Annotated in this window: 10 protein-coding genes; 3 read left to right on the top strand and 7 right to left on the bottom strand. The window is 40.9% G+C overall.

Annotation, left to right across the window (positions count from 1 at the left end; genetic code table 11):
- Positions 1-81: 81 nt before the first annotated feature.
- The 3 genes from LH29_RS10940 (at position 82) to LH29_RS10950 (ending at position 3147) form a co-directional block, all read left to right on the top strand.
- Entirely contained in the window at positions 82-981 is a 900-nt protein-coding gene (locus LH29_RS10940; RefSeq protein WP_052670793.1) for a hypothetical protein, read from the top strand.
- A 502-nt stretch (positions 982-1483) separates the two neighbouring features.
- Positions 1484-2635: a hypothetical protein gene (locus LH29_RS10945; RefSeq protein ID WP_045029568.1), complete on the top strand. Its 1152-nt coding sequence runs from the start codon at positions 1484-1486 to the stop codon at positions 2633-2635.
- Between the two features lie 137 nt (positions 2636-2772).
- The gene (locus tag LH29_RS10950; protein ID WP_045029571.1) at positions 2773-3147 is read left to right on the top strand and encodes a hypothetical protein; all 375 of its coding nucleotides are present in this window, start codon (positions 2773-2775) and stop codon (positions 3145-3147) included.
- A 121-nt stretch (positions 3148-3268) separates the two neighbouring features.
- Here the strand turns inward: LH29_RS10950 and LH29_RS10955 are convergent, their stop codons facing one another.
- The 7 genes from LH29_RS10955 to LH29_RS10985 all read right to left on the bottom strand — a co-directional run bounded on the left by LH29_RS10955 (position 3269) and on the right by LH29_RS10985 (position 13050).
- Positions 3269-4390 carry a glycerate kinase gene (locus tag LH29_RS10955; protein ID WP_045030216.1) on the bottom strand — a complete coding sequence of 374 codons (1122 nt, stop codon included), beginning with the start codon at positions 4388-4390 and terminating at the stop codon, positions 3269-3271.
- 308 nt (positions 4391-4698) lie between these two features.
- Positions 4699-6009 carry a Gfo/Idh/MocA family protein gene (locus LH29_RS10960; RefSeq protein WP_045029573.1) on the bottom strand — a complete coding sequence of 437 codons (1311 nt, stop codon included), beginning with the start codon at positions 6007-6009 and terminating at the stop codon, positions 4699-4701.
- Positions 6010-6050: 41 nt separating this feature from the next.
- On the bottom strand, positions 6051-6974 hold the full coding sequence (locus LH29_RS10965; RefSeq protein ID WP_045029575.1) for a DUF6807 domain-containing protein: 924 nt from the start codon (positions 6972-6974) through the stop codon (positions 6051-6053).
- Positions 6971-7906 carry an FAD:protein FMN transferase gene (locus LH29_RS10970; RefSeq protein ID WP_045029578.1) on the bottom strand — a complete coding sequence of 312 codons (936 nt, stop codon included), beginning with the start codon at positions 7904-7906 and terminating at the stop codon, positions 6971-6973. The genes LH29_RS10965 and LH29_RS10970 overlap by 4 nt, the downstream gene beginning before the upstream one ends.
- 170 nt (positions 7907-8076) lie before the next feature.
- The gene (locus LH29_RS10975; protein ID WP_045029580.1) at positions 8077-9420 is read right to left on the bottom strand and encodes a Gfo/Idh/MocA family protein; all 1344 of its coding nucleotides are present in this window, start codon (positions 9418-9420) and stop codon (positions 8077-8079) included.
- Between the two features lie 3 nt (positions 9421-9423).
- Entirely contained in the window at positions 9424-10731 is a 1308-nt protein-coding gene (locus LH29_RS10980) for a 3-keto-disaccharide hydrolase (RefSeq protein WP_232302838.1), read from the bottom strand.
- Positions 10732-10944: 213 nt separating this feature from the next.
- Complete coding sequence (locus LH29_RS10985) at positions 10945-13050, bottom strand: S9 family peptidase (protein ID WP_052670794.1); 2106 nt, start codon at positions 13048-13050, stop codon at positions 10945-10947.
- Between the last annotated feature and the right edge of the window lie 105 nt (positions 13051-13155).

A 13155-nucleotide genomic window follows, 5' to 3' on the forward strand; every position in this document is an offset into this window, starting at 1 on the left:
CGGGTCTGACACTCCCGATTGCATCGGGACCGCCCGACCACATACAAGTGACCGTTAGCTACAATTTTGAAAAAGACAAAAATGAAACAGAGTCTATTAATATTACTTGCTATTTTTTTTGCAAAAATAAGTTTTGCAAGTCCACAAGTACCAGACTATTTAATTTATAAAAACGATACTATTCCGACCTACAATTTGCTAGTTGAACAATTTTTACCGCAAAGGGGAAAAGATAATGGTCATTTGTTTGGTTTAAGTTTTAGAAATTCGATTGATGGAGAATTAGGTGGCTCATTTAATTGTTGGCGAGGCTACCAAGCTATTTACAAAATTGAAAATAACTCCTTATTTGTATGTGATATTATTGATTGCCATGCAATAAAAAATTTTGACAAGCAGAATTCAAAAAAATATTTACAAGAGATATTTAAAGACAAAGTCAAAAACAATAAGGTATTTGTTGACTGGTTTAGTGGGTTGATTAGTTTTCCTATTCGATTAGAGGATAACAAAATTGTAAGGTGGGACGGAGTTTTTGAGAAAATTTACCTGTTTGAAACTGCCTTGGAAATCGACAAAGGGATAATAAATAAAATAAGTGATGTTGAAAATTATACAGACCTTAAAAACGGAATTGACCGATTAACCAGAGATTCGATTAATAGTATTGTGTTTAAAGAAGTTCAACGCTACAAGTGGAAAAACTTGGATAAATGCGACTGTTCAGAAAAATACATAATTACTATTGGGGGAAATGGCAAGATTGCAAATGTGATAATGCCAGACTACCAAACAAAAGAGGAGATAGAAGAATTTTGGGACACAAAGAAAGAGTATAATTATTGTATAAAATCAATGAAAAAAGCTTTATCAAAATTACAGTTTGACATTATTAAACGAAACGGTAAACCAATGGAAGAAAATGTTCTATTAGAAATCTGGTTTGAAGAGAATGGAGTTATAGAAAACTGGACTTATTAAAAAAACTGTAGCTAACACGTGGTATAATTCATGGCTGGGTTCGTGCGCCCCGAAGCTTCGGGGCGTCAAGTCGAATCTCGTCCCAACCATAGTTTCGGTCGGACTGGTCAGACTCTCGTCTGACCACCATGGCAATGGACAAGTGTCTTGAAAATTCAAATCCTTCGCACTATCAATACCAAAAGGTTATGTTAATAGTATTTGTCGCCCAAACGACTATAACATAAAAAATATGTTTAATTTTAACGCCCTAAAACCGCTGTTCGTGATGACGCGCCACGAAATAGCCACAAAAAATAACATTTACAATTTTGAATAATGTAGGCCCAAGGTTGATGGTATTTACCCTACTCTATCCGGCTCATGCCGATTTGCAATTGAGGTGCAATTCGATTGAATTGATATGAATTTGCGGGCCTGTAGCCGGGGTATGGATTATCTGCGCTGACGGTACAAAAACGAACCATTAATAATTTAATTATAGCGAATAAATCTTTACATCATGAAAAAACCATTGTTACTAACCATTTTAACCTTTGTTTCACTGTTAACCATACAGGCTCAAAACGTAGATAAGGAAAAGATCAGTTATACCTATTTGCGTAACCCCATTGAGAAATTGGATGCTTCAATAAAAAAATATAACGTTGAGGTTGATATTTTATGGATACAACGCGAACAAGATAAGCTGGCCGAATATGAAATGGAGCTGGCCAAAGCAGAAGAAGAGTACCAGGCTGAGATGGAAACCTACAACAATAAATCGCTGGGAAAAGTACTGGCAGAACGTGCATTGATTGGCGAAGGTAAAAAACCGGAAAAACGTCATGTTAAAAAGCCTGAAACATTAGCTATTCCGGAGCTTAGCATTTTAGAGTCGAAAATCGCGTTAGACGGGTATGATAAAGGAACTGACGATGCAATTTTAATAAAAGTAACCTATAAAGAAATTGCCTGCAGCGCACCTATTGATGCCCCCAAAGAGAAGAACGGAGAGAGCTATAAATTACGTAAAGTTAAGGTTCAGCAGCCTGTTGAAGTGTCGCTTATCACTTCTGATGGAAATGTTCTGTTTACTGAAGTAATAAAAAAGTCGAATTACGAACATGAAATTCTGGCTCCGCAAGGAATTAAAGATTCGGAATGGGATAAATATGTTGAAAATATCTGGCCAGCTTATTTTAATTCGCAACTAAGTGCCTATCTGGAGAGTTTGGCTACGGAAGTGAACGAGCTAATTAATTACAAGTTTGGTTACTCGAATGTAAAGCGCTATACCGAGCTTTATAAAGGTGACGGCAAAAAATATTCGTATGACACACACCTGTTAACCTTAAGAAAAGCTCAGTGGGCCTACGAAGGGCTACTTACCGATAGTCAGGAATCAGTTAACCAACTGAAAGAGTCGATAGCAGAATGGAGTGAGGAAATAAAAGAAGCAGATCCATCAGATAAAAAAGCCCGGATAAACAGTGAAGTTCAACAAGCCTTATTGATCAACATTATTGAAGCGTATGTAATGACGGGCAATTATAATGAAGCTACTGATATTTGCGACAAAATTGAGCTAATGCCCGATGCAAAGAAAAAGTATTTAAAGGAAGTAGAAAATCTGAGGGATTTTATAAAAGATGAGAAATTAAGAAATAGCTAAACTACACCAGACTTTATATAAGTAGCGGCAGGTTTTATAGCCTAAATCTGCCGCTACCTATACAATTTCCACTAACAACACGCAACCAAATCCATGCAAGTAGCATCTACCAACTATTATTTATTAAACAAAACCAAATGAGAAAATTTTTCAATTTTTTAGGCTTAGCTGCAATTATCTTATCGACTACTTTATTCTCCTGTGATAAAGATGACACAAAAGATTCTGAAATCAACAAATGTAATGTAACGAACCCAATAGAGGAGTTGGCCTGGCTAAATGAGGAAATTGAGAATGTTATAGAGGACGAATATTCCTATTATAATATGGCCAGCTACCAAGGCCAGACTGTGTTCTTTTATGGCAACTGTCATCCTGCTATAAATTACGTCTCAATTGTAAGAAACTGCACCGGAGACAGTTTGGATTTAACCATTAATGTATATGATGAACTAACTGAAATAACAACCATTTGGAAACATGAAAATACTGAGTGTAATTTTGCAGACTAAATGAGCGCCTCCAATCCGATTTGCAAATCCATCCATTCCCGATCATCACACATTAGGGTTAGTTCTTCTTTATAATTTCAGTTTTCACTAAGCAGGTCGGCTCCTGAAATCAGCATTTCATTTATTTAATACTTGCTGCAAACCGTTCAGCGGCATTTTCCAGGTATTTTCCCGCATTTTTAATTGAATCTTCAACATCGGCAGCTTGCTCCATCATTTCAGCCAGATAATCGATTTTATGCGCTTTTATTTGTTGTTCGTTTAACTCACTTAAGCCGCAAAAAACAGCCAGTTGCTGATTGGTTCTTGAATCGAGCACACCTTTAATCACTTTCCCCGAAAATGTCTGTTCATCAAATTTGCCTTCGCCGGTAACAACCCAGTCGGCATCTTTTACCTGCTCATCAAAATCAGCAATTGATATTATTAGCTCGGTTCCTGATTTTAATTCGGCATTCAGAAACAACACACAGCCTGCTCCCAGCCCACCGGCAGCACCGGCCCCGGCAATGTTTTGCAGGTTTTTACCAAATTGTGTTTCTACTTTTTCGTTAAAATTTCTCAGGCCGGCATCCAGCTCTTCCACTACCCTTTTTGTGGCTCCTTTTTGCGGCGCGTAAATATGTGCGGCACCATTTGGGCCAAATAAAGGATTATCCACATCGCAGGCCACTTCAAATTTTATATTTCGCAACTCCGCGTTTACCATCGAAGTATCGATGTGTGCCAGCTGGTTTAAATCCTTTCCTCTACCCTCCAACAGTTTTTTTTCAGCATCAAAAAAACGAAACCCGAGCGCACTGGCCATTCCAATTCCTGCATCGTTGGTTGAGCTGCCGCCAATTCCCAAAATAATATGTCTGGCACCGCGTTTTATGGCATCCAGTATCAATTCGCCGGTTCCGTATGTTGAGGTTTCCAGCGGATTCAGTTCTTCGTTTTTCAACAAGCGAATTCCCGATGCTTCGGCCATTTCAATAAAAGCCAGCTTTTCTTTTTCGGCATACAAATAATTGGCTTGAATGGGGCGTAACAAGGAATCGTGTACCTCCACAGAAATTAACTTTCCTCCGGTATACAATTTCAGGGCATCAACTGTTCCGTCTCCTCCGTCGGCAAGCGGCAGTTTTACTATCGTCACATTTTCGATGTGCTTTTTTATGCCACGTTCAACGGCATCGCAAAATTCAATTCCGGTTAACGATCCTTTAAACTTGTCGGGTGCGATTACGATCTTCTTCATTTCCTGATTAATGGTTGATCCCATACAACTTATTGCTGTTAGTTTGCTTACTAAAAAACTTATTACCACTAAGAACACAAAGACACAAAGTTGAATCATGTACATCTTGTGCAAGCTTTGGATCTCTGTAGGTTTTCCTGCGAAATTAATTCGCTTTTTTACTTCTGGATATTCAATCCAAAGGTCTTAAGTTCTCTAAAATAAGAATATTTATCAGGAATTGGCAGGTAACAAAAAACGGGAAGCCCAAATTGGCCTCCCGCTTTAATTAAAATATATAATCAGAAATCGTATCTATTGTATACCCACTAAACTTTTGGTAATTGCCAGTTTTTGTTGTAGTTCAACTTCATCAGGTCGTTGGCGGCAGCCTCGTTAAACGACTGCGACGCATTATTCCAGTGAATGCGTTGCCCCACTCGATAAGCCATATTCCCCATCTCGGAAACGATAGCCGTTTTTGCGCCAACTTCAACAGGAGCATTTAAAGTACCGCCTTTTCGAATACACGACAACAGATTTTGCACGTGCTCATCCAAACCATCGCCATAATTTTTCTGGGCCTTAGCTTCAAAGAAAGGACCTTTTAATTCCAGGCTGTGATCGGGTAATATTTCGTAACCACTTCGTGTAACTACGAGGGTTCCTTTTTGCCCGACAAAAGCAATACCATGCCCTTTTTGGTAGGGGCCGATTCCAGGATTTAAGCCACACTCCCAAATCATGGTATGTTTTGGGTATTGATAAATGGCCTGCTGAATATCGGGTGTTTCAATGGCTCCCGGTTTGTGGTAAAAAATACCGCCACCCGGAGAAATCGACTCAGGCATACCGGCATCCATGGCATACAAGGCGAAATCGAGCAGGTGAACCCCCCAATCGGTCATTGCTCCACCGGCATAATCCCACCACCAGCGAAAGTTGTAATGAAACCGATTCATATTAAACGGACGATTTGGTGCGGGGCCCAACCACATATCGTAATCGACATAATCCGGCGCTGCGGAATCTTCTATTACCGGATAAGCTGTATCGTAACCTTTGTAAATCCAGGCTTTTACCAGGTGAACTTCACCCAGCATTCCTGACTTTACAATCTCAGACGCTTCAAACCAATGTTTTGAGCTGCGTTGCCACATGCCCACCTGGCAATATAACTCAGGATGTTTGGCCTGGGCAGCTACCATTGCATTACATTCTTCAATGCTGTGGCCCATCGGTTTTTCCACATATACGTGTTTTCCTGCATCCAGCGCCATCATCATCATTAAAGCGTGCCAGTGGTCGGGTGTACCTATAATTACCGCATGTACATCTTTGTTGTCCAGCACATCTCTGAAATCGGCGTAAGTTAGTGGCCGTTTTCCCGTCATTTTCTCAACTTCGGCAGCTTTTTCCTCCAATACTCTACTGTCAACATCGCAAAGCGCTACACAGGTAACATTGTTCTCTTTTCGTAAAAAGCTTTTCAGGTTGTTAAATCCCATCGAGCGACAACCGATAAGTGCCACATTAACCTGCTCGGCAGGCGATGCACAGGCGTTTAAAAGCCCCGGGGCAACGCCGACAGCCGCTGTGGCTATTGCCGATTGTTTTATAAATTCTCTTCTGTCAGTCATTAGTGTATTAAAATCTTATGTTCTTAGTTGTTACAATTGTTTTATTCATCCAGTAATTTTGCAATTTTTTTTGCATTCATTTTTCCTGAATAAACAATAAGCGAATACTTCAAAACAAGTGGTTTTGTAGTAGATAGTGCCACCGGTTCAGCACCCGGCCAGGCCATATTTTGCATGCTGTTCTTTTCGCGCAGGATGAGATTTTGCGGATAACCGGGATTTTCCTTGTTGTCAAGAATTACAATACCGGCCTTGGAATTTCCTTTACCCAGCGATCCTGAGATTTTCACAAATCCCTCCGACTCAACTGCCGTTTCCAAAGGTTTTATGCTTCCATTTTTTCCTGAAAACTGAACATCGTCGGGTAAAATCATTCGAACAGAAAAACCGCCGTAACCTTTTTTATCTTCCGAGCCGCCAATTCGTACATTCTCTTCCAGGGCCAGCAGACTTATTTCAAAATCTATTCTTCGGTATTTCAACGAACTTTTGTGTACATGAATAGCAACTTTTTCCTGAATATAAGGCTTAGGTTTGCCATTCTTTTTCCACTTATCGGACGACCAAAGTACCTCGCTTTTCAGCCACACCGTTTCGTCGGGATCTTTCATAAATTCGATCTCGGTAATCTCCTGGTCAAAATCTTTTATTTCCCACGGATCGCCAATACGCTTATCGCCAATCCAAACCTGATGCCAGGCCCAAAATACGCCGCGATGATGTAAATGATCGGCAGGAAAATCCTCGGTAAGCACCTTGCCGTTAAGCCCCCAAAGCGGATGAATATAGTTGCAACGCTCGTATGCGCCATCTTTGTTCAGCGGATGCATCTGGTAAAACAAAACGTTTGAAGAACCATCAACGATTTTAATTCCATCCTGTTGTTTCTTCATGGTTAATTGTCCCCAAACCAAACCATTGGTAAGCAGAACCAGGAGTAGCGATATTACAAAAGATCTTTTCATGACCGATCCTCCTTTTCTATTATCGTTACCTTTGTTTTTACATCATCATCGGTGTATTCAACTTCCAGAATTTCAACATCATTCAGTTGATCAGAAATAATGGCCTTATCATTCTCGGGAAGAATGAGCCAGATATTGGCAATAAAAGCTCCCATGGTTGCGGAGTCGGCTTTTACTGAAACTGTTCGTTTTCCGTCAACGGGAATACCGGTGGCCGGGCTGATGATTTTGCGGGTTTTCATTCCTTCGCCATCGTCGCGAATATAAACGGTTCCGGTTGTATAAACGCTCTGCCCCGATACTTCAAATACATGTACAAATTCGTTTGGCTGCTGCAGATTCCGGATTCCCAGAGGCCAGTCTGTTCCGGCCGGGTGATTTCCGAGTGCCAAAACCACATCTTCTTCAAAACTGATTATGGCATCTTTTACACCCAGATCGATTAAAAGAGGTTTTACCAAATCAAGCGCAAAACCTTTTTCAATGGCTCCAAAATCCAGCTCCACACCATCTTCTTTAAAACGGAGCCGTTTATTATCGTGATCGAGTTCTATTTTATCAAAACCACATTTTTGTTGCGCTTCTTCCAGTTCGGTTTCGTCGACATTTTCCTTTTCAACCCAAAGCGATTGCACCGGAAACATCGTTACATCGAAAGCGCCCTGGCTCATCTGGTAAAAATCGTTGGTAATGGACAGGATTTCCCACAACTCGCCTGAAAGTTCTATCCAAACGTCTTTTCCTGTTTGATTAAGCTCGTGGATATCGGACAATAAACTAAAGCGGCTGATTGTACTTTCCAGCTGCTCCAATTCGGCTTTTATTTGTTGGAATATATTTTTTGCAGTATCGGCCTCAAGGTTTGGCAGCACTACATCGCAATGACTGCCAAAGGCCAGAAAAGTATCACTAAATATAGTAGGTTCCGTCATTCTCTTAGTTTTATGGTTCCAGTAGAGCACTAAATTAAAAAAGTAAGCGGTATTTACCGGCCTTCGCGCCTACAAATACAAAGCCATAGTTAATTTATACTCCTTCTTTTTAATAAAACGGAAACAAAAAAAGGCAGGGAAATCCCCGCCTTTTCAATATTGCTGTATTTCTATAGTTTTGGTTCCCAATTTTTATCGTACTCCCTGCCCCACAATTTCATGGCGTCGCGGTCGTACATAATTCCGGTTTTATCGCAAATATCAAAACCGTGTCCGATTCGGTAGGCAACATTTGAGTAATGCACCATGGTCTGGCTAATTGCACCTTCCATAATGTGTGAATTCAGTTTGCCTTTACCACGAATTGCGCTAAACCAGTTTTGAACGTGAGCGGTTGACGTATCGCCACCACCACCAAGTGCGGTACCGGCTTCCTGCGAACCTGTTACGCTGTCTCTTACAACTTTTCCGTTACGATCGTACACAATATATTTTCCACGGTCGACAAAAACAGTTCCTTCGCTACCGTAAATAATTGTTCCGCGGCCTCCCAAACCATAAGTATCCTGACCGGAGCGGCTACGGCCGTCCCATTTAATTACTTTGTCTCCTCCGAAAAGGAAAGTTGCATCCATGGTATCGTACATTTCCCAGCCATCCTCGAAGAAATGACGTTTACCGGCTTCAACATGTACATTGTTTGGTAAACCTACCTGCAATGCCCAACGCGCTACATCCAGCTCGTGAGTTGCATTGTTTCCGGTTTCTCCGGTTCCGTAATTCCAACCGTACCAGTGCCAGTTGTAATCCCAGGTTTCTTCGGTATAGTCGCGGTGAATTGCAGGTCCCTGCCAGATTTCCCAGTCAAGGCCGGCAGGTACAGCAGCTTTTTTCTGTACAGGCACCTCACCTCTGTTGTTGATATAAAAGGCCACTGCCCGATAAGGCACACCAATAATTCCGTTATGAATTTCGTTTATAATCTCGATGGTATGCTCCGACGAACGTTGCTGGTTACCCATTTGTACCACCTTGTTGTATTTCTCGGCGGCTTTAACGATCATCTCATTTTCGGCCATGTTATGGCTGCATGGTTTTTCAACATATACATGTTTTCCGGCCTGCATAGCCATTACTGAACCCGGAGTATGCCAGTGGTCGGGAGTGGCATTGATAACACAATCCACATCCTTATCGTCAAGAATTTTTCGGAAATCGTTCTCGAGTTTAGGTTTGTAATCAATGTGTTTCGCAAACCTCTCGGCAGCACGATTACGCTGATGCTCCATTACATCGCACAGGTATTTTAGCTCAACGTTGCTTTCCTTTTCAGCAATTGGCTCGTAGTAAGCGCCCAAACGGCGACCCAACCCCATAATGGCGACATTTAGCTTGTCGTTGGCACCTATAATTTTACTGTAACTCTTTGCCGACATACCCATGGCAGTTCCTCCAACTGCAACACCGGCTGCACCTGCCGACACCTTTTTTAAAAAATCTCTTCTGTTAGTCATTGGTTATAAATTTCTTATTTTTAAACTTCTAAAGTGAACAGTATCGTTGTGATCCTGCAATAAAACAGGCCCCTTTTCAGCCATTCCAAAACCTTCAAACCCGGCATATTTACTGCGTGCCACAAGCGCTTTATAAATATTACTGCCACGCGTGTATTCCACAACTTTTCTTCCGTTTAACCAATGTTGCACTTTTCCGTCTGGGAAAACCACAATCCGCCCACGATTCCATTCGTTAGGTCCATTTGAAAAACGTCTTTCTTTGTTTGATGGAATGAGATCGTACAACGATGACATGGTGCGGTTACCTACAACTCCTTGTTTGGCATCAGGATGCTTTTCATCGTCCAGAATCTGATATTCCAAACCTATACCCGGGCCGTTGTTGCCAATTCCGTATTTAACACCACTGTTTGCTCCTTCGGTGTACATAAAATCAAACTTGAACTCAAATGGCCCAAACTCCTCTTTTGTAATAATATCGCCACCTTTTTTACCCGGATCATTTTGACTTGACAATACCGATAAAATTCCATCTTCTACCTGCCAGCCTTTCTCCGGGAATTCACCGGTTTTTGCATTTTGCCAATTGTTGGTTGACTCACCATCAAAAAGCAACCTAAAACCTTGTTTTCTTTCCAGTTCGCTTAAATCGTTAGCCACCAAATTTTCAACATGAATGTCGGCATAGATTGCCGGTTCCAGGTTTTCAGTTTTTATGCGGATATTGCGCCACTTAATCTGCTCACCTTCTTTTTCCTTGTTGTTGCCAATTCCATGTACCTGAAGAGCAATAAAACCTTCAGCGGTCATATCGTCGATAACATGAGCAACCGGAATATCATTTAACCATGTACGAATTGAGTTTCCGATACATTCGATGCGGTACTTATTCCACTGCCCCATTTTCAGGGCTTTTCGCGCGTCGGGATTAAGGTCAAGCGGGTACAGCCAACCGCGTCTTGCTTCATCGTAGATACCGCCGCTCCAGGCTCTTTCCGACGGGTCAACCTCGCACTGGTAGCCATGCACGCGTCCGTTGTTATATTCGGGCACACTTAAGCTTCTGAACTGAATACCCGAATTCATATTAGGCTCAACCAGCAATTCAACTTCAAAAACAAAATCGCTGTAATTTTTTTCGGTACACAAAAAAGAATTTGGTGTTCCGGCAACCGTTGTTCCAACAATTACCCCATCAACCACTTCGTATTTTGCTTCACCATTACGTTGTATCCACCCATCAAGGTTTTCACCATTAAACAGGTTTACCCAGCCATCCTGGGCATTTACATTTGTTACTAAACTCAAAGAGATAGTAAGAAATAAGATTGAAATAAAGTTTTTCACTGTATTAGATTTACGTTTTAATTGGTTTATTTTCGACCGTGTACGAACACGGCATCAACAAAATTAATCAAATTTTGGATTTTGCAAGGAAATAATGGTAGAATTCAAAAATAATTTTGAAGGAATAAAAAAGCCCCGGCAAACTAATGCCGGGGCCGATTATTTAGTGCTTCTCTATTCTATTCCTAACTGGTCGAAAATAAATGCATATTCCAATGCCGTTTCTTTTATCCATTCGAAACGGCCGGATGCTCCTCCATGTCCGTATTCCATATTAATGTGGAATAACAGTGGATTATCGTCGGTTTTTAATTCGCGTAATTTGGCCACCCACTTGGCGGGCTCCCAATACTGTACCTGCGAATCGTGCAATCCGGTTGTAACCAGCAATGCCGGGTAATCTTTCGCTTCCACATTATCGTATGGCGAATAGGAAAGCATGTAATGATAATACTTTTCGATTTTTGGATTTCCCCATTCGTCGAATTCGCTCGTGGTAAGCGGAATACTCTCGTCGAGCATGGTGGTAACCACATCAACAAACGGTACGGCTGCGATCACGCCTTTATACAGGTCAGGGCGAAGATTGATGCAGGCACCCATTAAAAGTCCGCCGGCACTTCCGCCCATAGCAAATAATTTTTCTGAGTTGGTGTATCCGTCATCGATCAGGAATTGAGCGCAGTCGTTAAAATCGGTAAAGGTGTTCATCTTTTTCAAGAGTTTACCGTCTTCGTACCACTGGCGACCATTAATCTGGCTTCCGCGAATGTGTGCAATTGCATACACAAAACCACGATCGAGCAAAGGCAAACGTCTTAACGAAAAGCTGGGGTTATTAGTGATTCCGTATGAGCCATAACCGTACAACAAGGTTGGATTATTGCCATTCTTTTCCATGCCTTTTTTGTAAACAATGGAAATAGGAATTTTTGTTCCATCACCTGCCGTTGCATAAATTCGTTTGGTTTCGTAATCATCTTTGTTAAAACCACCCAATATTTCATCCTGTTTTAACAAGATGCGTTCCTTTGTTTTCAGGTTGTAATCAAAAATTGAATTAGGCGTAGTTAGCGAGGTATAGCTAAAACGGAAAACTTCGGTATCAAAATCACGGTTTACATTCGGACTAACTGTATAAACTTCTTCGTCAAAATCGATCAAATATTCTTCACCATGCCACGGAATTACTCGAAGTTGGTTAATTCCTTCGATACGTTCGGTAACTACCAGGTAATCTTTGAAAATTTCATAATTATCGAAGAAAACATCGCTGCGATGTGGAATAACCTCCGTCCAGTTTTCTTTTTCAGTAGCAGAAACAGGGGTTTTCATTAAACGAAAATTCAATGCATCGAGGTTGGTGCGTATGTAAAAATCGTTTTCAAAATGATCAACCGAATATTCCAATCCTCTTTCGCGCGAGTGAATGATCTTAAATTCTCCTTCCGGATTGTTGGCATCCAGAAAACGATATTCTGAAGTTAAGGTACTTTCGCTTCCAATTATCAGGTATTCTTGCGACTTGGTTTTAAAGATAAACACCGAAAAGGTTTCATCCTCTTCGTAGTACACCTCTTCATCGTCTTCAACCGGTGTACCTATTACGTGCTTCATAATTTTTTCTGAGCGCAGCGTAACATCATCTTTTAAAGTATAATAAATTGTTTTATTATCGTTGGCCCAAACCGCACTACCAGTAGTTAAAGGAATCTCATCCTCCAGCGTTTCGCCTGTTTCAAGATTCTTAAAATATATGGTGTATTTTCTGCGGCTAACGGTATCAACGCCATATGCTATAAGTTTGTTATCAGGGCTTACCGACAGGCCACCAAGCATAAAAAAATCCTGACCTTCTGCCAGCACATTTTCGTCGAGCATAACTTCTTCTTCGGCATCGAGACTTCCCTTTTTCCTGCAGTTTACATCGTATTCTTTACCGGGTAGTTGTTTGTAGTAATAGTAGTATCCATTCTTTTTGTATGGAACCGACTTATTTTCCGGCTTAATTTTCGATTTAATTTCCTCAAACAACTTTTCCTGAAGCGGTTCGGTATGTTTCATCACCGCATCTTTGTAGGCATTCTCCGCTTCCAAATGTGCGATCACTTCAGGATTTTCGCGCTCGTTCATCCAGTAATAATTGTCAACGCGCGTATGACCATGTATCGTAAGTTCTTTCATTATCTTTTTTGCAACAGGTGGCTCTATCTTCTCTTTCGAAGTACATGCCACTAAAAATAATCCCCAAATAAAACTCAAATAAATTAACTTCTTCATGCTTTTGGTAATTAGTTGATATTCTTAATATTTTTTTCAGGAAGTTCTGAAATTACATTTAAACCGGCAGTTTTCAAAATAAATATCGATTCAAAGCTGCTCAAT

The sequence above is a fragment of the Draconibacterium sediminis genome, assembly GCF_000949475.1.
Lineage (GTDB): Bacteria > Bacteroidota > Bacteroidia > Bacteroidales > Prolixibacteraceae > Draconibacterium > Draconibacterium sediminis.